This window comes from Agrobacterium sp. CFBP 3001, assembly GCF_027871605.1.
In the GTDB taxonomy this organism is placed as follows: domain Bacteria; phylum Pseudomonadota; class Alphaproteobacteria; order Rhizobiales; family Rhizobiaceae; genus Agrobacterium; species Agrobacterium leguminum.
The window spans coordinates 15,332-41,206 of record NZ_JAQAHD010000009.1; the positions used below are offsets into that span (position 1 = coordinate 15,332).

Below are 25,875 nucleotides of genomic sequence, written 5' to 3' on the forward strand. Positions count from 1 at the left end.
CGGCCCGCGCCTCGCTTATTCTGATTAAACGTTTAATCAGCCTTCCCGGACCATCCATGGCGTCGTCACGGCCTGCCACCAATCTGAGCGCGATAGCAGCGGCACTAGGCGTGTCGGTTGCAACCGTGTCCAATGCGCTGTCGGGTAAAGGCCGTGTTTCACCTGATCTGGTAGAGCGTATCCGCAAGACGGCAAGTGAACTGGGTTATGTGCCGAGTTCGGCGGGCAGGGCGTTGCGCACCGGCAGAAGCGGTGTTCTGGGGCTGGTTCTGCCTGACATTGCTAACCCGCTCTTCCCGCAGATCGCGCAGGCCATTGAAAAGGCTGCCGTTACTGCCGGTTACGGCGTGCTGATCGCCGACTCCCGTGGCGATATCGCCATGCAGACGGATGCGATCAACCGGCTGATTGAGCGCGGGGTCGATGGTATGGTGGTCGTTCCACGCCGTGGCACGCGCATTTCTGATGTCGATTGCCCGGTCGCCGTCATCGACAGCCCGTCAACACCGGGCAATACCGTCGCCGCCGACCATTGGGATGGTGGCCGGCAGGTGGGTGACTATCTGGCAGGCCTTGGCCACCGCAAGGTGGTGCTGGTGGGCAAGAACCGCGATTCCAACGTACAGAATGACCGTCTCGGCGGCATTCGGGATGGTCTTGGCAAGGCCTGTGTGACCCGGACGCTCTGGATCGACAGCATCGAAGAGGCTGACGGTGCGGGTTGCCGGCTGGGGCTTGCCGATCTGGTGGCGGATGGTTTTACCGGCTTTGCCGCCATTTCCGACCTGCATGCGCTGCGGGCGCTGACCGAGTTGCAGCGCGAGGGCATCGAGGTGCCGGAAGAAGCAAGCGTCACCGGTTTCGACGATCTCATCTTTTCCGCCGTGGTCACCCCACCCTTGACGACCATGCGCATGGATATGGGCCGTATCGCCGATCTCGCCGTGGCCGCGCTGCTGCGCGCGATCGATGGCGCCGGCGAAAACGGCATCGCGGGCGAAGTGACCGCGGAAATCTCGAAAGTACCGATGGCGCTGATCATGCGCGGTTCCACCGGCAAGGCAAAGCATGATGCGATTGAAGCCAAAAAAACGACAGCAGGAGAACTCACACCATGAAAAAGATCATTCTTGCATCGGGCACCGCCCTGATGCTGACGATGGGGGCCGCTGAGGCGCAGGACAAGACGCTGACGATTTCCGTCTACGCCTTCGCGCAGGACGAATTCAAGGAACTGGTCTATACGCCGTTCGAAAAGCAATGCGGCTGCAAGCTGGTCGTTGAGACCGGCAACAGCGTCGAGCGTCTGGCCAAGATGGAGGCCAACAAGGCCAATCCGGTGGTCGATCTCGCCATCGTCTCCATGGCGGATGCGCTTTCGGCCACCCGCAAGGATCTGATCCAGAAGATCGATGCTTCCAAGGTTCCGAATATCGAAAAGCTCTATGACATCGCCAAGGATCCGAATGGCGACGGCATGAGCGTCGGCGTCAATTTCTACGCCACCTCAATCGTTTACCGCACCGACAAGATGAAGATCGATAGCTGGGCCGATCTTTTGAAGGACGGTATCGTCGACCACGTCGCCTTCCCGAATGTTACCACCAATCAGGGCCCGCCGGCGCTTTATATGCTCGGCAAAGCTATCGGCAAGGACACGCCCGATCTTTCCGGCGCCATCGAGGCCGTGGGCGAAAAGAAGGACGACATCGTCACTTTCTACGTCAAATCCTCGCAGTTGGTGCAGTTGATGCAGCAGGAAGAAATCTGGGCAGCCCCGATCGGCCGCTTCTCCTGGGCGCCTTTCACCAAGCTCGACCTGCCGCTTGCCTGGGCGACGCCCAAGGAAGGCCAGACCGGCGGCATGAACGTGCTCGTGGTGCCGAAGGGCACGAAGAACGAAGATCTGGCGTTGCAGTTCATGGATTTCTGGCTCTCGACCGACGTTCAGAAGGCGCTGGCCGAAAAGCTGGTGGACAGCCCGACCAACAGGGAAGTCAAGGTTTCCGACGAGGTGGCGAATAACATCACCTATGGCGACGAAACCGCAAAAAGCCTGCAGCTCATCCCTTCCGACGTGACGCTTGATAACCGCGACAAGTGGCTGTCGGAGTGGAACGCGAAGGTGGGCCAGTAAGCCCATTCACCGTTTGGAATGGGGCATTTAAACGTCCGCAAGGACGGCTCCATTCCCGGAAAAGCGGTTCGGTCGTCCCCTGACCGCTTTTCCACCCTTTTTGATCGTAGGCCGGCGCGTCTGGCTGCCGTAACAACCGGCCCTCAGGCCGTTCAGGGAATAAACCCATGTTTCAGAACCGGGCCGAAGCGCTGGCGCTTGCCTTGCCTGCCGCAATTTTCGCGGCGGCGGTCTTTCTTGTGCCGGTCTTCATCCTGCTGTCGGAGGGCTTCCGCACCGCCGACGGCTGGACGTTGTCGGCTTATGCCGATTTCTTCACCGATCCGCTGAACCAGACGGTTTTCCTGCGCACCCTGAAGCTCGGCGCGCTTGTCACCATCGTCTCGGCGGTGGTGGGTTATGCGGCGGCCTTCGCCATCGTCAACCTGTCGCAGGGCGCGAAGGGGCACGTCGTCAATCTGGTCGTGCTGCCGCTGATGATTTCGCCTGTCGCCCGCACCTATGCCTGGATCGTCATTCTGGGTCGAACCGGCATCGTCAATCAGGCGCTGCAGGCTGTCGGCCTGAGTGACGGGCCGATCCGTATCCTGTTTTCCGAAACAGCCGTCTTCATCGGCCTTCTGCAATTGTTCCTGCCATTGATGATCATCTCGCTCATCAGTGCGCTTGAGAATATGCCGAAGGATACGATTGCGGCTGCCCGAGTGCTCGGCGCAAGCTGGCTGCAGGTGTTCTGGAAGGTCATCCTGCCGCTCACCAAGGAAGGGTTGGTCGTCGGTGGCACGCTGGTCTTCACCGGTTCGCTCACGGCCTATATCACGCCCGCCATTCTCGGCGGCTCGAAGGTGCTGATGCTGGAAACCCTGCTTTACCAGCAGGTGACGGTTTCCAACAATTTCGTCTCCGCGAGCGTCATCGCCTTCATCCTGATCGTCATGAGCTTTGCCGCCAATATCCTGCTGAAGCGCATCGCCACCGCAAGGAACAAGAAATGACCCGGCAGCTCTTCATTCCGCTTACGCTTCTGCTTGTCGTCGGTTTCCTGATCGGGCCGTTCCTCATCATCGTCGCGGCCTCGTTTTCGGCCGGCGATACGCTCGCCTTTCCGCCGCAGGGCTTTTCGCTGAAGTGGATCGCCAAGGTCTTTACCGTTGAGAGCTTCCGGGAAAGCTTTGCCATGTCGATGTTCCTCGCCATCGGCGGCACGTTTGCGGCGCTCATCCTCGGCATCCCCGCTTCTTACGCCATGTCGCGCTACAAGCTACCTTTTGCCGAGACGGTGCGCACCATCGTTTCCGCGCCGATCATCGTGCCCGGCATCATCGTGGGTCTCGCGCTGCTGCGTTATTTCGTCGTGCCTTTCGGCATCGGCATCACGCTTGCGTTGTTCCTCGCCCACACCGCGCTCATCCTGCCCTATGCGGTGCGGGTGGTGTCGGCCAGCCTCAACAATCTGCGCTCGGATATCGAGGAGGCGGCGGTGCTGCTCGGCTCGTCGCGGGTCGGGGCGTTTTTCCGCGTCGTGTTGCCGAATATTCGCGGCGGCATTCTCTCAGCCTTCATTCTCGGTTTCGTAACGAGCTTCAACCAGGTGCCGGTGTCGCTGTTCCTGTCAGGCCCCGGCGTTCGCACGCTGCCCATCGACATGCTGGGTTACATGGAAATCGTCTTCGATCCTTCCGTGGCCGCACTCTCCTCGCTGCTCGCCTTCCTTTCCATCGGCATCGTCTTCATGGCCGAACGTTTTCTGGGGTTCTCCCGTTATGTCTGACGCAAATTACCTTTCGCTCAACAAAGTCTCGCTCGCCTATGGCGGCAATGTCGCCGTCAAGGACCTCGATCTCGATATCCGCAAGGGCGAGCTGCTCGCGCTTCTCGGGCCTTCCGGCTGCGGCAAGACCACGACGATGCGCGCCATTGCCGGGCTGATGCCGGTGGCGGGAGGACGTATCGATCTCGATGGGGCAGACATTACCCGGGTGGCCGCGAACAAGCGTGCCGTGGGTCTGGTGTTCCAGTCCTATGCGCTCTTCCCGCATCTGACGGTCTATGAAAACGTCGCCTTCGGCCTGAAACTCAAGGGCATGAACGGCAAGGCGCTGGAAGACAAGGTCGCCTCCGGCCTGAAATCGGTGGGCTTGTCCAGCTTCGCCTCGCGCAAGCCGGCGGAGCTTTCCGGCGGCCAGCAGCAGCGCGTGGCGCTGGCGCGCTCCATGGTCATGGAGCCGAAAGTGCTCTTGCTCGATGAGCCGCTCTCCAACCTCGATGCCCGCCTGCGCCTTGAAATGCGCACCGAATTGCAGCGCGTGCAGAAGGAAACCGGCGTGACGATGATCTTCGTCACCCATGACCAGATCGAGGCTTTGGCGCTCGCCGACCGCATTGTCGTCATGAAGGGCGGCAAGATTGAGCAGATCGGTACGCCGGAAGAGATCTACAACGCGCCGGTTTCATCCTTCGTGGCGGATTTCGTCGGCTTCGAAAACATCTTCGCGCTGGAAGGCGGCGCGCTCAAAACCGCAAACGGCGCAACACCGCTTCCCGGACCAGTCCTTTCAGCATCCGGACTGGCCTGGCGGCCGCGCATGGTCACCCTCGGTTCAGGTCCTTTCCAGGGAACCGTGCGCGGCACCTCCTTTGCCGGCAACAGCCGCGAATATCTGCTCGATACGCCGCTTGGCCCCATCAAGGCGGAAACGGACGCCGCCCTGACCTCCCACGCAATCGGCGATACGCTCGCCTTCGACCTGCCGGTCGAAAAAGCGGCGAGCCTCAAGGTGTTCAACTGACCATGGGTGTATGGATCGATACCGATATGGGCTTCGACGATATCGCCGCCATCATGGTGGTGCAATCGTCGGGCCTTGCCATCGACGGCATTTCGCTGGTCTTCGGCAACGCGACACTTCAGGCCGTCTGCCGCAATGCCGCAGGCGCCGTCTCAGCCTTCGGCTGGTCGATGCCGATCCATCAGGGCCGCACCATGCCGGTGCTCGGTGCACTCGAAACCGCGCAATGCATTCTGGGCGATAACGGCATTCCGACCGTCGGCCAAAACTTGCCGGATGCGCCGGTCTTGCCGAAAAGCGATGCCTTTGCCGCCCTGTGCAACTGGCTTGAGGGTGATGGTGAGAAGCGCATTCTGGCACTCGGCCCACTCACCAATATCGCCGCGCTTTGCCTTGCCCGGCCTGATCTTGCCGCCAGAATTTCCGATCTCACCTGGATGGGTGGTGGCGTGACCAGCGGCAACCACACGGCCTCGGCCGAATTCAACGCCTTTGCCGATCCGGAAGCGCTGGCCATCGTGCTCTCCCACGGCCTGCCGTTGCGCATGGTCGATCTGGACGCCTGCCGCAAAGTCACCGCCTCGCCGGCCGATGTGCTGCCGATCCGTAATGCCGGCGGCAAGAATGCCGGGCTGATCGCCGATCTGCTGGAAGGTTTCATCGGCATCGCCACCAGCCGTGGCAGAGCTGCCATGGCGCTTTACGATCCCGTTGCCGCCGTCGCATTCGTCTCCGGTCTCATCGGTTGGCGTCATGCGCGGATCGATGTCGAGCTTCAGGCGACGCTGACGCGCGGGCGAACCGTGGTCGAGACGCGCGCTGAGAAAGCTCACGCCTTCAACGCGCATTTCGCCGAAACGGTGGATGCCGAAGGTGCGAAGACGGCGATTCTCGAGGCGTTGCGCCGGGAGGCCGCCCGATGAGCGCGAACTTTCCGACACGCGAGCCTGCCGATCTCACCGATGATGCGCTGCGCAGCCGCGCGGTCGCCGCCGCACGCGGCGATGCACCTTTCGATGTTCTCGTCAGCGGCGGAACATTGGTGGATGTGGTGACGGGAGAGCTTCGCGCCGCCGATATCGGCATTGTCGGCGCTTTGATCGCCAGCGTGCACGAGCGAGCAAGCCGCAGCGACGCTGCACGGATCATCGATGCGGCAGGCGCCTATGTCTCGCCCGGCCTCATCGACACACATATGCATATCGAAAGCTCGATGGTCACGCCGGCCGCCTATGCGGCAGCCGTGGTTGCCCGTGGCGTCACCACCATCGTCTGGGACCCGCATGAATTCGGCAATGTGCATGGGGTGGAAGGGGTGCGCTGGGCGGCGAAATCCATCCAGAACCTGCCCCTGCGCGCCATTCTGCTCGCGCCCTCCTGCGTGCCTTCCGCACCGGGGCTGGAGCGCGGCGGGGCGGATTTCGACGCTGCCACTCTCGCCGATATCCTGTCGTGGCCGCAGGTCGGCGGTGTCGCGGAAATCATGAATATGCGCGGCGTCATCGAGCGCGATCCGCGCATGAGCGGCATCGTGCAGGCCGGGCTTGCCTCGGAAAAGCTGGTCTGCGGCCATGCACGCGGCCTGAAGGGCGCCGATCTCAACGCCTTCATGGCGGCGGGCGTTTCTTCCGATCACGAGCTGGTCTCGGGCGAAGACCTGATGGCGAAACTGCGGGCAGGAATGACGATTGAGTTGCGCGGCTCGCACGATCACCTGCTACCGGAATTCGTGGAAGCGCTGAACGCCCTCGGCCACCTGCCGCAGACGGTGACACTCTGTACCGACGACGTCTTCCCCGATGATCTGCTACGAGGCGGTGGGCTTGACGATGTGGTGCGCCGCCTCGTCCGTTATGGCCTGAAGCCCGAATGGGCGCTGCGCGCCGCAACGCTCAATGCCGCGCAAAGGCTCGGCCGTGCCGATCTCGGCCTCATCGCCGCCGGCCGTCGCGCCGATATCGTCGTCTTTGAGGATTTGAGCGGTTTTGCCGCCCGCCACGTTCTGGCCGAGGGCAGGGCGGTTGCGGAAGGCGGGCATATGCTCGTCGACGTTCAGGCCTGCGATGCGGCGGCGCTCGAAGGCTCGATGAAGCTGCCGCTGCGCGCAGCCGATGATTTCCGGGTTGCCTGCGAAGGGGCAAAGGTACGCCTCGCCACCATCGACCGCCCGCGCTTCACGCAATGGGGCGAGGCGGAAGCCGAGGTGAAGGACGGTTTCGTCGTTCCCCCTGAGGGCGCCACGATGATTTCCGTCACCCATCGCCACGGCATGGCCGAGCCGATCACCAGAACCGGCTTTCTCACCGGCTGGGGAAACTGGAACGGCGCCTTCGCCACCACCGTCTCGCATGACAGCCACAACCTCACCGTTTTCGGCGGTAATGCGGAGGACATGGCGCTCGCCGCAAATGCGGTGATAAAGGCCGGCGGCGGCATGGCTGTCGCTTCCGAAGGCAGGGTGACCGCACTTCTCCCGTTGCCGCTTTCCGGCCTCGTTTCCGATGCCCCGCTTGACGACGTGGCAAAGGCTTTCGAAGAATTGCGCGAAGCCGTCGGCAGGCTGGTGGAATGGCAGCCGCCCTATCTCGTCTTCAAGGCCTGCTTCGGCGCCACGCTCGCCTGCAATATCGGCCCGCACCAGACGGATATGGGCATTGCCGATGTGTTGACGGGCAGGGTGATGGAAAGCCCGGTGATTTCGGTTGTGAGCTAGAACATCCGCTCACATCTTTCGGTTGTCATCGCGCGGACGGAGCGTGCCGCGGGCTTCATTGATCCGCCGCCAGTTCCTGCTCCACCAGCGTCGCCCAGAACGCCACGCCCGGCACGATGGCTGCATCGTTAAAGTCGTAGGAGGTGTTGTGGTGCAGCGCGCCATCCACCGCCGGACCGTTGCCGAGCCAGACATAGCAGCCGGGCGCTTCGCCTGCGAAGAAGGCGAAATCGTCGCCGGCGGTCGAGGGCGGGAAGGCGTTGCGGGTCCTGTTGCCGAAGACGGTTCTTGCGGCGCGCAGCGCCCGTTTCGTCGCATCCGCCTCGTTGATGACGGGTGGAATCCGGCGGATGAACTCATAACTTGCTTCGATGCCGAACATCGCCGCCGTGCCCTTTGCCAGCCTGCCGATTTCCGCTTCCAGCTGGTCGCGCACGTCAGCCGCATAAGCACGCGCCGTGCCGCCGATTTCGACGAGGTCGGGAATGACGTTGAGCGCCTTCGGGTCGCCCGCCTGCACCGAACAGGCGCTGACTACGGCGGGTTGCAGCGGATCGACGACGCGGCCGACGATGGTTTGCAGCGAGGCGAGGAAGGTGCCCGCCGCCGTCACCGGATCGCGGCCGAGATGCGGCTTGGCGCCGTGGGTGCCGATGCCTTTGAACGTGACGCGCCAGCTGTCGGAAGAGGCGAGCTGCGGGCCTTCCACCACCGCCATTTCGTCGATGCCGAGCCCCGGCATATTATGCAGGCCATAGACCGCATCGCAGGGAAACAGGGTGAAAAGCCCGTCCTCCACCATTTTTTTCGCGCCGCCACGGCCTTCTTCGGCCGGCTGGAAAATGAAATGCACGGTGCCGGAAAAATCGCGGGTCTTTGCGAGGTAACGCGCCGCACCCAGCAGCATGGCGGTGTGGCCGTCATGGCCGCAGGCATGCATCTTGCCGGGAAATTTCGATTTATAGGGCCGGTCGGGAACTTCCGGCATGGCAAGCGCATCCATGTCGGCGCGCAGGCCAATGCTGCGGGTGCCGTTGCCCACCTGCAGCGTGGCGACCACGCCGGTGCCGCCGAGACCGCGATGCACCTTCAGCCCGGCACGCTCGAGAAGATCGGCGACGATGGCGCTGGTTCTTTCCTCTTCGAAGCCCAGTTCGGGATGCGCGTGCAGGTCGTGGCGAAGCTCCGTCAGGAATGGCAGGTCCTCGCCGATGCGGTCCAGCAGTCTCATGGGCAGCTTGTCCTTGAATATGAGAAAAACCCGCGTCATAGGTGGGTTCATCCGAATGCCTGTTGCTTTTTTATCTTCTAGAGCATTTCCAGCAAAAGTGTGTAGCGGTTTTGCGTTCGGAAATGCGTAAACCAAAGAGCCAGGGTATTTCCGTGTTTCGGATAAAAACGGAAATACCCTAGCGGAAAAAGCCAATGAAATGAACCCGCAGTGTCTCTGTGGTTGCTAAAATGACTAATCTGCCGAACGGGATTGGTGCGGCCGAAAACCGCCTCCGCCTTGCGCCATCCCGGTTCTGAAAGGAAAAACCGATGCCGTCATCCGCATCGCCTGCCGCCCATTCTCCCGTCGCGCCGCATGAGTTCTGGCAGGAGATCCATCCGCGCCACAGCTTCGAAACGGCAGGCCCGCATTCCACCTTTTTTCCGGCGGCGCTGGATGACGGAAGGCAGATATGCCTGCCGATAAGGCCGCTGGCGGATGGCGAACATGCGCTCGCCTCGCTTATCGTCAATCAGGCCTCTTTCGAGGTGCTCGAGGCGCTGGCGGCCGACCTTGCCGCACAGCTTCTTCCCTTCAAGCCCGATGTCGTCATCGGCCTGCCGACGCTGGGGCTGACGCTCGCCGCCGCCGTCGCCCGGCATCTCGGCCATTCCCGTTACGTGCCGCTCGGCACTTCGCGCAAATTCTGGTATCTCGAGGAACTGTCGGTGCCGATGTCCTCCGTCACCACAAGGCAGGAAAAACGGCTTTATATCGATCCGCGCATGCTGCCGCTCATCGAGAACCGGCGGGTGGCGCTGGTGGATGATGTGATCTCCAGCGGCAGCTCCATCATAGCGGGTCTTTCCCTTCTCGCCGCCTCCGGCATTCGGCCCGCCGTCATCGGCGCGGCCATGCTGCAATCAGATCGCTGGCGGGAAAAAATCGCCGCTTTCGGGCCGGAATGGCCGGAGCGGGTGAGGGGTGTTTTTTCAACGCCGCTGCTCACCAAAGCGGAAGGCGGCTGGCGCGCCTGACGAAGCGCAAATTCCGGCAAAAGGCAAGTGGTGATAATTTCACCGCTGCCTAATTTGTGTCTTGCGAAGCTCGAAGAGATCGTCCTAAGATCGCCCCCGACAGACAATAGCGGTCGGCGAATAATGCGCCGGTTTGCTTTCGCGCGGTGTCATCCCGGCGTCTGCCCGCCCCCGTTTTGTTCTTTCCGATGACTGGAATTTCTTCCCATGCATGCAGTATTCGACGGTCATAATGATGTGCTGCTTCGGTTGTGGCGCAACAGCAAGGCCGGTGCCGATCCGGTGGCCGAATTCAGGAACGGCACGCGCGAAGGCCATATAGACGGCCCGCGTGCGAGGGCAGGCGGTCTCGGCGGCGGCATCTGCGCCATCTATATTCCCTCCGGCGATCTCATCTTGCAGGAACCGGATGAAAGCGGCCACTACAACACGCCGCTCGCCTCCCCACTGGAGCGCCAGCCTTCGCTCGATATCGCCATGGAAAAGGCGGCGATTGCGCTGAGGCTCGACCGCGCCGGCGCGTGGCGGCTTTGCCGCTCCACGGCCGATATCCGCAAGGCCTTTGCCGAGGATATCTTCGCCGCCGTGCTGCATATGGAGGGCTGCGAGGCGATCGACGCCGATCTCGATGCGCTGGACGTGTTTTACGCCGCCGGCCTGCGCTCGCTCGGCCCCGTTTGGAGCCGGCACAATATCTTCGGCCATGGCGTTCCGTTCTCTTACCCCATGTCTCCCGATACGGCCCCCGGCCTCACCGACGCCGGTTTTGCGCTGGTGAAGGAATGCAACAGGCTCGGCATTCTCATCGATCTCGCGCATATCACCGAAAAAGGCTTCTGGGATGTGGCGAAGACCACCAACCAGCCGCTGATCGCCAGCCATTCAAACGCACATGCGCTTACCCCCGTCGCCCGCAATCTCACCGACAGGCAGATGGATGCCATCAGGGAAAGCGGCGGGCTGGTGGGGCTTAATTATGCCGTGACCATGCTGCGCGCGGATGCGCGCGACATTGCCGATACGCCGCTTTCCGACATCGTGCGCCATATCGATTACATGGTGGAGCGCATGGGCATCGATTGCGTGGCGCTGGGATCGGACTTCGACGGCGCGACGATACCCGTTGGCGTTGCCGATGCGAGCGGCAATCACAATCTGGTTGCGGCGCTGAAATCGGCGGGCTACGGTGATGGAGAACTTGCTAAAATATGCCGGGAAAACTGGCTGCGTGTTTTGTCTCAGGCCTGGCACGAGGCGGCCTGAGAAGAGCTGAAGCGAACCAAATCAAGCTTATAACAAAAGGGGAGATCCTATGATCAAATCGCTCAACAAATCCATGCGTATTCTCAGCACCAGCGCCGCTTTGTCGCTGATGATGCTGGCCGCGCCCCATGCTTTTGCCGCAACGCCGGCCGATACGCTGGTCGAAGGTTTCGCCATCGACGACATCATCACGCTTGATCCGGGCGAGGCTTTCGAACTTTCCGCCGCCGAAGTCACCGGCAACACCTACAGCAAGCTGGTTTCCATCGATCTTAACGACACGTCCAAGGTTATCGGCGATCTGGCCGAAAGCTGGACGACCTCCGACGATGGTCTCACCTATACGTTCAAGCTGAAATCCGGCCTGAAATTCGCGTCGGGCAATCCAGTCACGGCCGATGATGTGGCTTTCTCCTTCGAACGCGCCGTGAAGCTCGACAAGTCGCCGGCATTCCTGCTGACGCAGTTCGGTCTCAGCGGTGACAACGTCACCGAAAAGGCGAAGGCTGCGGATGCGAACACATTCGTTCTGACGGTCGACAAGCCCTATGCGCCGAGCTTCGTGCTGAACGTGCTGACCGCAACCGTCGCTTCGGTGGTCGACAAGAAATTCGTGACGGAAAAGGCCAAGTCGGTCACGCCGAGCGCCGATTACAAATACGACACAGATTTCGGCAACGAGTTCCTGAAGACCGGTTATGCCGGTTCCGGCCCTTACAAGATCCTCGGCTGGAAGGCCAATGAAGCGGTCATCCTCGAGGCCAACCCGAATTATTACGGCGAGAAGCCGAAGCTGAAGCGTGTGGTCTATCGCCATATGAAGGAAAGCTCGGGCCAGCGCCTGGCGCTTGAGAACGGCGATATCGACGTTGCCCGCAACCTCGAGCCGGGCGACATGGAAGCCGTTTCCAAGAAGGAAGGCCTTGCCGTCACCTCCGCGCCGAAGGGCACCGTCTATTATTTCAGCCTCAACCAGAAGAACGAGAACCTGAAGAAGCCCGAAGTCATCGAAGCCTTCAAATATCTCGTCGACTATGACGCCATCGGTGCGACGATCATCAAGGGCATCGGCGAAATTCACCAGACCTTCCTGCCGAAGGGCCAGCTCGGCGCGCTTGACGAGAACCCCTACAAGCTCGACGTCGCCAAGGCGAAGGAGCTTCTCGCCAAGGCCGGCCTGAAGGACGGCTTCACCGTGTCCATGGATGTGCGCAACACCCAGCCGGTAACCGGCATTGCCGAAAGCGTGCAGCAGACGCTGGCGCAGGCCGGCATCAAGCTGGAAATCATCCCCGGCGACGGCAAGCAGACGCTGACCAAATATCGCGCCCGCACGCATGATATCTACATTGGCCAGTGGGGTTCGGACTATTTCGACCCGAACTCGAATGCGGAAACCTTCACCATCAACTACGACAATTCCGACGAGGGCAAGAACAAGACGCTCGCCTGGCGCAATGCCTGGGACGTTCCTGATCTGACCAAGGAAACCCAGTCGGCGCTTCTGGAGAAGGACAGCGCCAAGCGCGCCGCCATCTATGAAAACCTACAGAAGGAAGTTCTGGCGAAGGGTCCCTTCGTCATCATCTTCCAACAGACGGAAGTGGCGGGATATTCCGCCAAGCTGAAGGGCCTGAAGCTCGGACCGAGCTTCGACACCAACTTCGTCTACACCATTTCCAAGGAATGATCCGGAAGGATCGGTCTCTTGAGCATGGTTGAAACCAACAGCAGGGCGAGGCACGGCAAACGCCGTGCCAATGCCCGCGTGAAAGCCGTTCTCGGCTTCGCCGTCACCGTCATCACCACCTTTCTGGGGCTGATGGCGGTCACATTCTTCATTGGCCGCGTCGTGCCGATCGATCCCGCGCTGGCGATCGTCGGCGACCGTGCGCCTGCGCATGTGGTCGAGCGGGTGCGTGAGCAGCTCGGCCTCAACCTGCCGCTCTGGCAGCAGTTCTTCCTTTATCTGAAACAGGCGCTATCGGGCGATTTCGGCACCTCCGTCCTCACCACCAATCCGGTGATGGAGGATATCAAGCGGGTGTTTCCGGCGACGATAGAACTCGCCACGCTCGGCACCATCATCGGCGCCGTCTTCGGCATTCCGCTTGGCGTGCTTGCCGCCGTCAAGCGCGGCAGCTTTGCCGACCAGGTGGTGCGCGTCATCGGCCTCATCGGTTATTCGGTGCCGATCTTCTGGCTCGGCCTTCTGGCGCTGCTGGTGTTTTACGCCCGGCTGCAATGGGTGGCTTATCCCGGCCGCATGGATATCGTTTATGAATTCACCTTCACGCCGGTCACGGGCTTCTTCCTGATCGACGCGATCTGGCAGCGGCAATGGGACGTGTTGTGGGATCTCTTCCGCCACATCATCCTGCCGGCCTGTCTACTCGGCTATTTTTCGCTGGCCTATATCAGCCGCATGACGCGCTCCTTCATGCTGAACGAGCTTAGCCAGGAATATATCGTCGCGGCCCGCGCCAAGGGGCTTTCGGAAACCCGCATCATCTGGTTCCACGCGCTGCGCAACGCCGCCGTGCCGCTGGTGACAGTGATTGCACTCTCCTATGCCGGTCTGCTGGAAGGTTCGGTGCTCACCGAAACCATCTTCGCCTGGCCGGGGCTCGGCCTCTACATCACCAATTCCCTGCAGAATGCGGATATGAATGCCGTTCTCGGCGGCACGATCGTGATCGGCGCCATCTTCGTTGGCATCAATCTCTTCTCCGATCTGCTTTACCGGACGCTCGATCCAAGGACGCGCAGCCGATGACCCTTTCGACCGATACGATCAAACCCTATAGCCGCGAATGGCTGCTCTCCGACCGGCCGGCCTCGCGCAGGCAGGCGCGGCTTGGCCGTGCCTATGTCATCTGGCGGCGCTTTTCGGAAAACCGTCTGGCGCTGCTTGGGCTCGGCATCATCATCGCGCTGCTGTTCGTGGCGCTGTTTGCCGATGTTCTGGCCCCGCATAACCCGGTGCAGGGCGATCTGCGCAATGCCCGGCTGTTGCCGCCCGGTACGGAAGGTTATCTGCTTGGCACCGACGATCAGGGCCGCGATATTCTCTCGCGCCTCATTCACGGTTCGCGGCTGACGCTGTTCGTAGTTCTGCTGGTCGCCATCATCGCAGCCCCCGTCGGCCTCATCGTCGGCACGGTTTCCGGTTATGCCGGCGGCTGGGTGGATGCGGTTTTGATGCGCATCACCGATATTTTCCTTGCCTTTCCGAAGCTCGTTCTGGCGCTGGCGCTGGTCGCGGCGCTTGGGCCGGGCATCGAAAACGCGGTGCTCGCCATCGCGCTCACCTCATGGCCGCCCTATGCGCGCATCGCGCGCGCCGAAACCATGACTTTCCGCAATTCCGATTTCATCGCCGCGGTCAAGCTCATGGGGGCGTCGCCCTTCCGTATCGTGCTGAAGCACGTCATGCCGCTCTGCCTGTCGTCGCTCATCGTGCGCGTGACGCTGGATATGGCAGGCATCATCCTCACCGCCGCAGGCCTCGGCTTCCTCGGTCTCGGCGCACAGCCGCCGCTGCCGGAATGGGGCGCGATGATCGCTTCCGGCCGCCGCTTCATTCTCGATCAATGGTGGGTCGCGGCCATGCCCGGCGTGGCGATCCTCATCGTCAGCCTCGGTTTCAATCTCCTGGGCGACGGTCTGCGCGATGCGCTCGACCCCAAGGAGGCGGGCCAATGAGCGCGCCGCTTCTGACCGTTCAGAATCTCCGCGTGTCCTTCCCCACCCGCACCGGGCTGGTGGAGGCGGTGCGCGGCGTGTCCTTCACGCTCGGCCGCGAGCGTCTCGGCATCGTCGGCGAATCCGGCTCGGGCAAATCGCAGACCGGCCGCGCCATCATGGGGCTGACGCCCAAAAATGCGCGCATCGAGGCCGATGCGCTGCGCTTCGGCGATATTGATCTGCTCAAGGCGTCTGCAAAAGAGCGGCGGATCATGCGCGGCAAGCGCATGGCCATGATCCTGCAGGACCCGAAATATTCGCTGAACCCGGTCATGACCATCGGCCGCCAGATCATGGAAACCCTGCGCACCCATGAAAAGATCGGTGGCGGCGAGGCGCGCCAGCGCACGCTCGCCATGCTCGAAGCGGTGCAGATACGCGACCCGGAACGCGTCTTCGATCTTTACCCGCACGAGGTTTCGGGCGGCATGGGCCAGCGTGTCATGATCGCCATGATGCTGGTCTGCGGCCCGGAACTGCTGATCGCCGACGAACCGACATCGGCGCTCGACGTGACGGTGCAGCTGGAAGTGCTCGACATTCTCGACAAGCTGGTGCGCGACCGCGGCATGGGGCTGATCTTCGTCAGCCACGATCTCAGGCTGGTATCGTCTTTCTGCGACCGCGTTCTGGTCATGTATGCCGGCAAGGTGGTGGAGGAACTGTCCTCGGCCAATCTGAAAGAAGCGAAACATCCCTATACGCAGGGCCTGCTGAACTGCCTGCCGGAAATCGGCGGCCACCGGCATCCGCTGCCGGTTCTGGAACGCAAGCCGGAGTGGCGCGCATGAGTTCAGTTCTTTCCGTTCGCGACATGGTGGTCGATTTCGACGGTTATATCGCGCTCGACCGCGTCAGCATCGATGTGGCCGAGGGTGAATCTTTCGGCATCGTCGGCGAGTCCGGCTCCGGCAAATCGACGTTGCTGCGCGCCATTGCCGGCCTTAATCATTTCGATGAAGGCTCCTTGATGGTGGCCGGACGCTCCTATACCGGCAAGCACCGCGACAAGAGCTTCTATAGCGACGTGCAGATGGTGTTTCAGGACCCCTATGGCTCGCTTCACCCGCGCCAGACGGTGGATGCGCTGCTGCTCGAGCCGCTGGTCATCCACGGTCTAGACAATCGCGAGCAGCGCATTGCCCGGGCATTGGACGAGGTGGGCCTCGGTTCCGGCTTCCGCTTCCGTTATTCGCACCAGCTTTCCGGCGGCCAGCGCCAGCGCATCGCCATTGCGCGTGCGCTGATCGTCGAGCCGAAAATCCTGCTGCTGGATGAGCCGACTTCGGCGCTCGACGCCTCCATTCAGGCGGAAATCCTCAACCTGCTGGAACAGGCCCGCAAGGACCGCAATCTCACCTTCGTCATGGTCAGCCACGATCTCGGCGTCATCAGCCATATGTGCGATCGCCTTGCGGTGATGAAAAGCGGCAGGGTGGTGGAAATGCTGGAGGCCGAGGCGCTGGAAAGCCGGGAATTCAGCGCGGATTATACAAGGCAGCTGCTGGTGGCGAGCGAGGGCTTCAAGCGCGTTTGAGGTGCCGCTATAGTCGGGTCAAATGACATCTTCCGTCATTCCGGCCTTGAGCCGGAATCCAGCGACCGCGCGTCTGCGCGGTCAGAGACTATATTGCGATCAAGGACTTGATCGCGCTGGATGCCGGGTCAAGCCCGGCATGACGGACGGTGTCGGCCAAAACAAGGTATCCAGACGATGCAACTGCGCGCCCTGATGTATTTCGACGAACTGGTCCGCACCAATTCCATGCGCGCCGCGGCGGAAAACCTGAATGTCGCGCCGACAGCGGTGAGCCGGCAGATCGAGAACCTCGAATATTATTTCGGCTCGCCGCTGGTGGAGCGTTCCAGCCGGGGCGTGAAGCTGACGGCTGCGGGAGAGCTACTCGCCGCCCGCGCCGGCAAGACGCTGCGCGAGCTCGACCATGTGCACCAACTCATAGACGATCTGAAAGGTCTGCAGCGCGGCCGGGTCACGGTCTATGCCAATGGCGCGACGGTGGCCAATCTTCTGGCGCCGGTGCTGGCGCAGTTCAGCCTGAAATATCCGAAGCTGCGTTTTGAGGTACATATTACCAGCGCCCGGCAGGCAATGGAGGCGCTGGGTGCTGCGGAGGCCGATCTGGTCGTCAGCCTGTTTGCGCCGAAGCTTTCCGGCGTAAAAGTGCGCTCTCGCACCCGCATCAGCTATGACGCCATCTTCCCCGCCGGTCATGCGCTTGCCGGGCAGGCGGAAGTCTCGCTCAAAGAACTGGCCAGCCTGCCGCTTGCTTTGCCGGATAAAAGTTTCGCGGCGCGTCAGGCCTTCGACACGCTGTTTGCCGATGCGGGCATCGAGCTTGATCCTGTTTTCATCACCAGCTCTTTGGAAATGCTGAAGGAGCTGGTGCTGGGCCACGCCGCCGCCACGCTGTTGCCGGCGCTTTCGGTGGCGCGGGAAATCCGCAGCGGCCAGATGGTCGCCGTTCCGTTGGCCGGGAAAAAAGGCATCCATACCCAGATCGATCTCTGCGTTGCGCCCGACCGGCAATTGTCCTTCGCCGCCTCCAAGCTCGCCGATTTCATCGAGCGCTTCATGCGCGAGGCGACGGCGGGATAAGCGGGACAGTTTGGTCTTTCCGCCCGGAAGGTTGATTTCCATCCGCATTTCCGTGTAGCCATTTCAGCTACACGGAGCACACAAAAATCGAGATTGTGTGTGCGCCTGCAACATGACACTCTTTTTGCAACGGGCGGTCTTCGGAAGGGCAAAAATGCCCCGGCCGCCAGACAGGGGACAATGATGCCACGCACTTATCTTTCGCAGGCGGCAACGCTTTCGCGCCGTACCGCGCTGACCCTTGCATTGGGCACGGCGCTCTGGCTGCCGCTTTCGGCAACGGTTGCCGAAGCCGCGGCGAAAACCGCGCTGACGCTTGGCATGGCGGTGGAGCCGGCCGGTCTCGATCCGACCATCGCCGCCCCCGTCGCCATCGGCCAGGTCACCTGGCAGAATGTCTTCGAAGGTCTGGTGAAGATCGACCGCGAGGGCAAGGTAAAGCCGCAGCTCGCCGAAAGCTGGGAAATTTCCCCTGATGGCAAGACCTATACGTTCAGGCTGCGCAAGGGCGTGACTTTCCATGATGGCGAGGCTTTCGATTCCTCTGTCGCGAAATTTTCGCTGGATCGGGCGCGTGGCGAAAGCTCGGTCAATCCGCAGAAACGCTTCTTTGCGGCGATAGAAAGTATCGAGACACCGGATGCCGCAACGCTGGTGCTGAAGCTGAAGCAGCCGGCCGGCAGCCTTCTCTACTGGCTCGGCTGGCCGGCCTCCGTGATGGTGGCGCCGAAAAGCGCGGAGAATAACCGCACCACACCAATCGGCACCGGCCCGTTCAAATTCGTGGCCTGGGCCAAGGGCGACAAGGTCGAGCTGCGGAAGAACGACGCCTATTGGGACAAGGCCGTGGCGGTGAAGCTGGAGAAGGCGACCTTCCGTTTCGTCTCCGATCCACAGGCGCAGGCCGCCGCACTGAAATCTGGCGATATCGATGCCTTCCCGGAATTCGGCGCTCCGGAACTGATGACCTCCTTCGATGGCGACGCGCGCCTCGGCACCTTCGTCGGCAATACCGAGCTGAAGGTCGTGGCGGGCATGAACAATGCCCGCAAGCCCTTCGATGACAAGCGCGTGCGTCAGGCGCTGATGATGGCTGTGGATCGCGGCACTGTCATTGAAGGCGCCTGGTCCGGCTTCGGCACGGCCATCGGCAGCCATTACACGCCGAATGACCGCGGCTATATCGATACGACTGGGGTACATCCTTACGATATAGACAAGGCCAAGGCGCTGCTTGCCGAAGCCGGTTATCCGGATGGTTTCAGCTTCACCATCAAAGCCCCGCAAATGGCCTATGCCCAGCGCACCTCGCAAATCCTGCAGGCGATGTTTGCCGAAATCGGCGTGACCATGACCATCGAGACTACCGAATTTCCGGCGAAATGGGTGGCGGATGTTCTCAAAGGCGCGGATTACGACATGACCATCGTTGCCCATGCCGAGCCGATGGATATCGATATCTATGCGCGCGACCCCTATTATTTCAATTACAGGAACCCGACTTTCAACGAAGTCGTGGCGAATGTCGAAAAGACAGCGGATGCCGGCGAGCAGGAAAAGCTCTATGGCGAAGCTCAGAAAATCCTCGCGGAAGATGTACCCGCCCTTTATCTTTTCGTCATGCCGAAACTCGGCGTCTGGGACAGGAAGGTGAAGGGGCTCTGGGAAAACGAGCCCATTCCCTCGAATGTGCTGACGGATGTGCATTGGGAAGAGTGACGTTTGTCGATAGCCGTTTCTTCCTTCATGCCGGTCCCCGGGTCGAGCCCGAGGATGATCCGGCATCCAGCCAGCCCAAGTTCCTGGGCTGAAAGGGCTCTCTCCGCCGCGCAGACGCGCGTCGGCTGGATTCCGGCTCAGGGCCGGAATGACGGGAGAGAGATAACTGGACCTTCGACCGCAGGCGAAACAAAGCAAGGAGAAGATGCCAGATGTTAGCCGTCCTCATCCGGCGTCTTTTAAGCCTCGTTATCACCCTGTTTGCCGTTTCCCTCATCATCTATGTCGTCATGGGCCTGCTGCCGGGCGATCCTGCCGCCATCATGCTCGGAACCTCGGCGAGCCCCGATACGCTGGCCGCGCTGCAGAAGCAGATGGGCCTCGATCAGCCGCTGCCGCTGCGTTATCTCCACTGGCTGGCCGGTGTGTTTCATGGCGATCTCGGGCAATCCTATACCTATGGAGTGCCGGTGGCGGGGCTGATCCTGGAGCGGCTGGCCGTTACCCTGCCGCTTGCGCTGCTGGCCGTCTGCCTTTCGGTGGCCATCGCCATTCCGCTCGGCGTGGCGGCGGCGCGGAGCCGCAACGGGGCGCTGGATTTTGCAGCCGGGCTGTTTTCGCATGTGGGAATTGCCGTGCCCGGTTTCTGGGTCGGCCTGCTGCTTATCATCGTCTTTTCCACCACGCTCGGCTGGATGCCGGCCGGCGGTTTTCCCGGCTGGACGCCGAGCTTTTCAGCTGGTCTTACAGCGCTCATCCTTCCGGCGGTGGCGCTGGCGCTGTCGCAGGCCGGCGTTCTTACGCGCGTCTGCCGCTCCGCCGTGCTGGAAGTGATGAATGAGGATTTCGTGCGCACCGCGCGCGCCAAGGGTCTGAGCGAGCGGGTGGCGTTGTGGCGCCATGCGGTGCCGAATGCGATGATCCCTGTCGTCACCATGATCGGCCTGCAATTCACCTTCCTCATTGCCGGGGCGGTGCTGGTGGAAAATGTCTTCAACTTGCCGGGTCTCGGGCGGCTTGCCTATCAGGCGCTGACCCAGCGCGATATCGTCGTCATGCAATCCGTAGTGCTGTTTTTCTCGGCGCTGGTGATCGTCATGAATTTCGTGGTCGATATCGCCTATCTTTTCATCGATCCGAGACTGCGGGCAGGTGCGCGATGATGCGATTGATCCGCCGCCGCCCCGCCTTTGCCGTCGGCATCGCCGTCACGGTCTTTCTGGTCGCAGTCGCCCTGCTGTCGCTGGTCTGGACGCCGGTGTCCCCCACCAAGATGCAGATCGTCCAGAAGCTGAAATCGCCCTTGGTTTATGGCGGCCTCGGCACGGATCATTTCGGCCGCGACGTGCTGTCGATGCTGATGGCCGGTGCGTGGAACTCGCTGTCCACCTCCATCGCCGCCGTCGCCCTCGGCGCATTTATTGGCACGACCATCGGCGTTGCGGTTGCGGCCCTGCGCGGTTTCACCGAAACCGTGGTCATGCGCATCTGCGACATCATCTTCGCCGTGCCGCCCATCCTGTCGGCGATGATGCTGGGCGCTTTCATCGGCACGGGCCGTTTTACCGCCATCATCGCCATCGCCACCTTCATGGTGCCGGTCTTTGCCCGGTTGACGCTGGGGGCGGCGTTGCAGATATGGTCGCGGGAATATGTCACCGCCGCCACCAGCATCGGCCAGAATCGCGCCAAGATCACGCTTTTCCACATTGTGCCGAATATTTCCAACCAGATCATCGTGCAGGTGACGATCCAGCTCGGTCTTGCGATATTGACGGAAGCAGGCCTTTCTTTCCTCGGTCTCGGCATGCCGCCACCCGCCGCCACCTGGGGGCGGATGCTGGCCGATGCCCAGACCTATCTCGGCACGGCGCCCTGGCTCGCCATCATGCCCGGCCTTGCGATTGCGCTCGCCGTCTTCGGCCTCAATCTTCTCGGCGATGGCCTGCGCGACCTGCTGGACCCGCGCGATACCAGCTGACCGCTCAAAAAAGCTGTCGCCCCCATTTCCTGTTTTTCTGACGAGACGATGCCATGACCGATCTCATAGACCTCAACACGCTCGAAATCCTGGCGCTTTACCGGGAGAGGAAGCTTTCGCCATCGGAATATTGGCAGGCGGTGGAGGCTCGTATCGATGCCTTCGAACCGGTGGTGAACGCGCTTTACGCCTACGATCCGGAAGATGCACGCAGGCAAGCGCTGGCCTCGACGCAACGTTGGCAAAAAGGCGAAACGCTCGGGGCCCTCGATGGCATTCCGGTTTCGCTGAAGGAATTGATCGCCACGAAAGGCCATCCGGTGCCGCTCGGCACCAAAGCGGTGGAACTGGTGCCCGCGGTAGAGGACGCGCCCGTGGCCGCCCGCTGCCGGGAGGATGGCGCGATTATTTACGCCAAGACGACGTGCCCGGATTACGGCATGCTTTCCTCCGGCCTTTCCAGTTTCCACAAGCTCAGCCGCAATCCGTGGGACCCCACCCAGAACCCCGGCGGTTCCAGCGCCGGTGCGGCCTCGGCCGGGGCTGCGGGTTACGGCACGCTGCATATCGGCACGGATATTGGCGGCTCGGTGCGGCTGCCGGCGGGCTGGACCGGCCTGTTCGGTTTCAAGCCAAGCCAGGGCCGCATCCCTGTCGATCCCTATTATACCGGCCGCTGCGCCGGGCCGATGACCCGCACTGTTGTTGATGCCGCCTATGCCATGGCGACGCTTTCCCGTCCCGACTGGCGCGACGGCACGGCGCTGCCGCCCAACGATATCGACTGGATGGACCTCGATATGAATGTGAAGGGCCTGAAAATCGGCCTGATGCTGGATGCCGGCTGCGGCCTGCCGCTGGACGAAGAGGTGCGCGACGCCGTGCTCTCCGCCGCGAAACTGTTCGAGGCTGCCGGCGCCATCGTCATCCCTGTCGAGCCGGTGCTGACGCGGGAAATGCTGGATGGGCTGGACGATTTCTGGCGGGCGAAGTTCTGGGGCGACATGGCGGCGCTGAGCGCGGACCGCCGTGCCGCGATCCTTCCCTATATTTACGAATGGGCGCAGAAGGGGGCGGATATTTCCGGTTCGCGCGCCGTTTTCGGTTTCAACCAGACCATGGAAATGCGTACGGCTTGCGGGCGGTTGATGCAGTTCGTTGATGCGGTGATTTCACCCGTCAATCCCATCGTGTCCTATCCGGCTGACTGGGCCTCGCCCACCAATGATCCCGAGCGGCCCTTCGAACATATCGCCTTCACGGTGCCGTGGAACATGTCGGAACAGCCGGCATCCTCGATCAATTGCGGCTTCTCCAGATCGGGAATGCCCATCGGCTTGCAGATCGTCGGGCCGCGTTACGAAGATTTGTTCGTGCTCAAACTTTCAAAGGCCTTTGAGAGTTGGGGCGGTGGTGTGAGACGCTGGCCGCAGCCGCCGCAGGCCCGCTGATCCCAGCTTTATCGACCCTGTAGTATTGCCATAATACCCGCATCTCGATCCCGCCTGTTAGGGTGCCCAAAGGCATTCGAAAACGGGAGGAGCAGACATGCCGAAGAAGATTTTGATGATCGCCGGCGATTTCGCCGAGGATTATGAGACCATGGTGCCGTTCCAGACGCTGCTCGCGGTCGGCCACACGGTACATGCCGTCTGCCCGGGCAAGAAGGCGGGCCAGACCATTGCCACGGCCATCCATGATTTCGAGGGCGACCAGACCTATTCGGAAAAACGCGGCCATAATTTCGCGCTCAACGCCACCTTCGCCGATATCAAGGTTGCGGATTACGATGCGCTGGTCATTCCCGGCGGTCGCGCGCCGGAATATCTGCGGCTCAATGCGGATGTGCTTTCGGCGGTGAAACATTTCTTCGAGGCCGACAAGCCGGTGGCCGCCGTCTGCCATGGTGCGCAACTGCTGGCGGCTGCGGGCGTCCTGAAGGGCCGCACCTGCTCGGCCTATCCCGCCTGCCGCCCTGAAGTGGAACTGGCGGGCGGCACCTATGCCGATATCGCCATCGATGCGGCCGTTACTGACGGCAAGCTGGTGACGGCGCCCGCATGGCCGGCACATCCGGCCTGGCTTTCGCAATTCATGGCCGTGCTCGGCAAATGAGACCGGCGAAACGGGGCTTTTTCCGGCCCCGTTTTCCACCTATCTTTCAGGCGTGGTGAGGGAGGAAACCATGTGCAAGCTTTTCATCAAGGCAGACCCGACGCTTTGGGAGAGCCATACGCGGTCGCTCAGGATCGATGGCATGGTCACCAGCGTGCGGCTTGAAAACTTCTTCTGGTCGACGCTGGACGAGATCGCGCGGCGCGACGGCATGAACAGCGTGCAGCTCATCGCCAAGCTCTATAATGAATCGATCGATGCCGGGCACGATCTCGGCAATTTCACCTCGTTCCTTCGGGTCTGCTGCGGGCGTTATCTCGCGCTTCAGCTTTCCGGCGATATTCCGGCGCGCAGCGATATTCCGATTGCGGCGCTGGATGCGGACAGCATTCTCGATGCGGAGAAGGTGAATTATCATTAGGGCACGTCCCGCTTTTGTGCCGCGAAACCCCTTCGCCTCATTCCTGTGCTCGTCACAGGAATCCTGCCGGCGCGCGTCTGCGCGACGGGGAGAGTCCTTTCAGCCCAAGGACTTGGGCTGGCTGGATCCGTGTGACGAGCACAGGGATGAGGGAGAGAGCGTTTAGCTCTTCAGCGCTCTTGGATCGAGCGCGTCACGCACGGCATCGCCGATGTAATTCACACTCAGAACCGTCAGCGAAATCGCCAGCCCCGGCCACAGCACGCGCGAGGGCGTCAGTTGCAGGAAGTTGGCGCCATCGAACAGCAGCCGTCCCCAGGTCGGGAAATCGGAGGGGAAGCCGAGGCCGAGGAAGGACAGCGCGGATTCCGTGATGATGGCGGCGGCGATGCCGAGCGTGGCCGAGACCATGATCGAGCTCAGCACATTCGGCAGAATATGCCTGAGGATGATGCGGTATTCGCGCATGCCGCTCGATTTCGCCGCCATGATGAATTCCTGGCTTTTGATCGTCAGCACATCGCCGCGCACGATACGGGCCGTATGCATCCAGCTGGTTATCCCGATCACGAAGACGATGAGGATGAAGATGCCGGTTTCCGGCCCGAAGGCGGCGCGCAACGTATCGCGAAACAGCATCAGGATGACGAGCAGCAGCGGCAAGAGCGGCAGCGCCAGGAACAGGTCGGTCAGCCGCATCAGCGGGCCGTCCAGCCTGCGAAAATAGCCAGACAGCACGCCCACCAGCGTTCCGAGAAACAGCGCCAGCAACATGGCGGTGATGCCGACGGCAAGCGAGATGCGCCCGCCGGCCAGAACCTGCGCCAGCATGTCCTTGCCGAGATTATCGGTGCCGAAGGGATGCGCGAGCGACGGCCACTGGTTGCGCGCCTTCACATTGATGGCGTTGGGCGCAACGGTGTGGATATAGGGGCCGACATAGACCGCCAGCAGGATGAAAACGAAGACGAAGAGGCCCGCCACGCCGCCCTTGTGAACGCGGAACTGTTTCCAGATATCGGCAAGGGCGGATTGCGTGGGGGTGGCCGCAACCGTCGGCGCTGCGATGGTGGCGTCAGTCATAGCGGATCCTCGGGTCGAGAATGCCGTACAGCACGTCGGCAATCAGGTTGAAGAGCACGATAAGCACCGCGAAAATGAAGGTGAGCGTCTGCACCAGCGGAATATCCGCGCCCTGAACGGCGGTGATCAGCAATTGGCCAAGCCCGTTCACGCGGAAGATTTGCTCAGTGATGATGGCGCCGGAAAAGATCGTCGGCACGCCGAGCGCAATCACCGTCACCACCGGGATCAGGCTGTTGCGCAGCACGTGGATGAGCAGGACGGATTTTTCCTTCACGCCCTTGGCGCGCGCGGTGCGCACATAATCCTGATGCAGATTGTCGAGCATGGAGGCGCGCACGAAGCGGCTGATCTGCGAGACATTGTAGAGCGTCAGCACCAGTACCGGCAGGAACATCTGTTTCACCTGCGCCACGAAACTTCCCCAGTCGGTCACCTGAAGGTTGGTGTCATAAACGGAAGGGAACCATTGCAGGTAAGAGCTGAAGATGACGACCAGCAGCACGCCGGTAAAGAAGGTCGGCACCGAATAACCGACCATCGAAACGAAGGTGCCGATCTGGTCGAAGATCGAATATTGCTTATAGGCGGAGATGACGCCGATCGGGATCGCCAGCAGCGCGCCGAAGAGATAGGCGAGGCCCACCACCCACAATGTCTGCGGCATGCGCTGAATGACGAGATCGACCACCGGGCTGCGTGTCGCCCAGGAAAGCACCCGCATGCGGCTGCCATCGCCGATCTGCCAGCCGGTCAGCCTTTCAATGAGGTTCAGCGGTTCGTTGATGAAGAATTGCTGCAGCCACATCAGGTAGCGGATGAAGAAGGGCTGGTCGAGGCCAAGCGAGGCGCGGATTTGCTCGCGCACTTCCGGCGGGATGGTGAGCGGCAGGTCGCCGGTCGGGTCGTTCGGCGCAAGATCGAGCAGCGCGAAGATGACGAAGCTGATGACAAGCAGCGTCGGTACGGCAAAGGTAAGCCGCCGGAGCGTAAAGGTAAACATCTGAAACTCTCCAGACCCAGAGCGCGACAGGACGAAA

The 25,875-nt window shown here is 61.6% G+C and carries 24 protein-coding genes; 21 read left to right on the forward strand and 3 right to left on the reverse strand.

Annotation, left to right across the window (positions count from 1 at the left end; translation table 11 throughout):
• Nucleotides 1–56: 56 nt before the first annotated feature.
• The 7 genes from PH605_RS13135 (at nt 57) to PH605_RS13165 (ending at nt 7,639) form a co-directional block, all read left to right on the forward strand.
• Entirely contained in the window at nt 57–1,118 is a 1,062-nt protein-coding gene (locus tag PH605_RS13135; protein ID WP_142845242.1) for a LacI family DNA-binding transcriptional regulator, read from the forward strand.
• Complete coding sequence (locus PH605_RS13140; protein WP_080857865.1) at nt 1,115–2,137, forward strand: ABC transporter substrate-binding protein; 1,023 nt, start codon at nt 1,115–1,117, stop codon at nt 2,135–2,137. The genes PH605_RS13135 and PH605_RS13140 overlap by 4 nt, the downstream gene beginning before the upstream one ends.
• Before the next feature lie 167 nt (nt 2,138–2,304).
• On the forward strand, nt 2,305–3,132 hold the full coding sequence (locus tag PH605_RS13145) for an ABC transporter permease (protein WP_078053248.1): 828 nt from the start codon (nt 2,305–2,307) through the stop codon (nt 3,130–3,132).
• Entirely contained in the window at nt 3,129–3,908 is a 780-nt protein-coding gene (locus PH605_RS13150; RefSeq protein WP_065655279.1) for an ABC transporter permease, read from the forward strand. Before PH605_RS13145 ends, PH605_RS13150 begins: the two co-directional genes overlap by 4 nt.
• Entirely contained in the window at nt 3,901–4,926 is a 1,026-nt protein-coding gene (locus tag PH605_RS13155) for an ABC transporter ATP-binding protein (RefSeq protein WP_078053247.1), read from the forward strand. Before PH605_RS13150 ends, PH605_RS13155 begins: the two co-directional genes overlap by 8 nt.
• A 2-nt stretch (nt 4,927–4,928) precedes the next feature.
• A complete protein-coding gene (locus PH605_RS13160) occupies nt 4,929–5,849 on the forward strand; it encodes a nucleoside hydrolase (RefSeq protein WP_142845241.1) in 921 nt (306 codons plus the stop codon).
• A complete protein-coding gene (locus PH605_RS13165; RefSeq protein WP_142845240.1) occupies nt 5,846–7,639 on the forward strand; it encodes an adenine deaminase in 1,794 nt (597 codons plus the stop codon). Before PH605_RS13160 ends, PH605_RS13165 begins: the two co-directional genes overlap by 4 nt.
• A 55-nt stretch (nt 7,640–7,694) precedes the next feature.
• Here the strand turns inward: PH605_RS13165 and PH605_RS13170 are convergent, their stop codons facing one another.
• The gene (locus tag PH605_RS13170; RefSeq protein ID WP_161987897.1) at nt 7,695–8,870 is read right to left on the reverse strand and encodes a M20 aminoacylase family protein; all 1,176 of its coding nucleotides are present in this window, start codon (nt 8,868–8,870) and stop codon (nt 7,695–7,697) included.
• Nucleotides 8,871–9,181: 311 nt separating this feature from the next.
• Between PH605_RS13170 and PH605_RS13175 the strand changes: the two genes are divergently transcribed.
• The 14 genes from PH605_RS13175 to PH605_RS13240 all read left to right on the forward strand — a co-directional run bounded on the left by PH605_RS13175 (nt 9,182) and on the right by PH605_RS13240 (nt 23,752).
• A complete protein-coding gene (locus PH605_RS13175; RefSeq protein WP_142845238.1) occupies nt 9,182–9,889 on the forward strand; it encodes a phosphoribosyltransferase in 708 nt (235 codons plus the stop codon).
• Nucleotides 9,890–10,096: 207 nt separating this feature from the next.
• Nucleotides 10,097–11,152, forward strand: a complete 1,056-nt coding sequence (locus PH605_RS13180) for a dipeptidase (RefSeq protein WP_142845237.1) — start codon at nt 10,097–10,099, stop codon at nt 11,150–11,152.
• A 49-nt stretch (nt 11,153–11,201) separates the two neighbouring features.
• The gene (locus PH605_RS13185; protein WP_142845236.1) at nt 11,202–12,842 is read left to right on the forward strand and encodes an ABC transporter substrate-binding protein; all 1,641 of its coding nucleotides are present in this window, start codon (nt 11,202–11,204) and stop codon (nt 12,840–12,842) included.
• A gap of 18 nt (nt 12,843–12,860) precedes the next feature.
• The gene (locus tag PH605_RS13190; protein ID WP_142845235.1) at nt 12,861–13,928 is read left to right on the forward strand and encodes an ABC transporter permease; all 1,068 of its coding nucleotides are present in this window, start codon (nt 12,861–12,863) and stop codon (nt 13,926–13,928) included.
• Nucleotides 13,925–14,857, forward strand: coding sequence for an ABC transporter permease (locus PH605_RS13195; RefSeq protein ID WP_080857872.1), 933 nt, complete (start codon nt 13,925–13,927; stop codon nt 14,855–14,857). The genes PH605_RS13190 and PH605_RS13195 overlap by 4 nt, the downstream gene beginning before the upstream one ends.
• On the forward strand, nt 14,854–15,690 hold the full coding sequence (locus PH605_RS13200; RefSeq protein ID WP_080857873.1) for an ABC transporter ATP-binding protein: 837 nt from the start codon (nt 14,854–14,856) through the stop codon (nt 15,688–15,690). Before PH605_RS13195 ends, PH605_RS13200 begins: the two co-directional genes overlap by 4 nt.
• Nucleotides 15,687–16,436, forward strand: coding sequence for an ABC transporter ATP-binding protein (locus PH605_RS13205; RefSeq protein ID WP_080858207.1), 750 nt, complete (start codon nt 15,687–15,689; stop codon nt 16,434–16,436). The genes PH605_RS13200 and PH605_RS13205 overlap by 4 nt, the downstream gene beginning before the upstream one ends.
• A 177-nt stretch (nt 16,437–16,613) precedes the next feature.
• Entirely contained in the window at nt 16,614–17,516 is a 903-nt protein-coding gene (locus PH605_RS13210) for a LysR family transcriptional regulator (protein WP_142845234.1), read from the forward strand.
• Between the two features lie 183 nt (nt 17,517–17,699).
• Nucleotides 17,700–19,235, forward strand: coding sequence for an ABC transporter substrate-binding protein (locus PH605_RS13215; protein WP_142845233.1), 1,536 nt, complete (start codon nt 17,700–17,702; stop codon nt 19,233–19,235).
• Between the two features lie 212 nt (nt 19,236–19,447).
• Nucleotides 19,448–20,398, forward strand: coding sequence for an ABC transporter permease (locus tag PH605_RS13220; RefSeq protein ID WP_059760891.1), 951 nt, complete (start codon nt 19,448–19,450; stop codon nt 20,396–20,398).
• Nucleotides 20,395–21,216 carry an ABC transporter permease gene (locus tag PH605_RS13225; RefSeq protein ID WP_161987896.1) on the forward strand — a complete coding sequence of 274 codons (822 nt, stop codon included), beginning with the start codon at nt 20,395–20,397 and terminating at the stop codon, nt 21,214–21,216. Before PH605_RS13220 ends, PH605_RS13225 begins: the two co-directional genes overlap by 4 nt.
• Nucleotides 21,217–21,269: 53 nt before the next feature.
• Entirely contained in the window at nt 21,270–22,667 is a 1,398-nt protein-coding gene (locus PH605_RS13230; RefSeq protein ID WP_142845232.1) for an amidase, read from the forward strand.
• A gap of 97 nt (nt 22,668–22,764) precedes the next feature.
• On the forward strand, nt 22,765–23,331 hold the full coding sequence (locus PH605_RS13235; RefSeq protein WP_003523156.1) for a DJ-1/PfpI family protein: 567 nt from the start codon (nt 22,765–22,767) through the stop codon (nt 23,329–23,331).
• Between the two features lie 70 nt (nt 23,332–23,401).
• Nucleotides 23,402–23,752, forward strand: coding sequence for a ribbon-helix-helix domain-containing protein (locus PH605_RS13240; protein ID WP_080853594.1), 351 nt, complete (start codon nt 23,402–23,404; stop codon nt 23,750–23,752).
• Between the two features lie 162 nt (nt 23,753–23,914).
• Here PH605_RS13240 and PH605_RS13245 read toward each other — a convergent pair whose 3' ends face one another.
• Both PH605_RS13245 and PH605_RS13250 read right to left on the reverse strand, forming a co-directional pair.
• A complete protein-coding gene (locus PH605_RS13245) occupies nt 23,915–24,835 on the reverse strand; it encodes an ABC transporter permease (protein WP_003523158.1) in 921 nt (306 codons plus the stop codon).
• Nucleotides 24,828–25,838, reverse strand: a complete 1,011-nt coding sequence (locus tag PH605_RS13250) for an ABC transporter permease (protein WP_142845231.1) — start codon at nt 25,836–25,838, stop codon at nt 24,828–24,830. The genes PH605_RS13245 and PH605_RS13250 overlap by 8 nt, the downstream gene beginning before the upstream one ends.
• Nucleotides 25,839–25,875 lie beyond the last annotated feature (37 nt).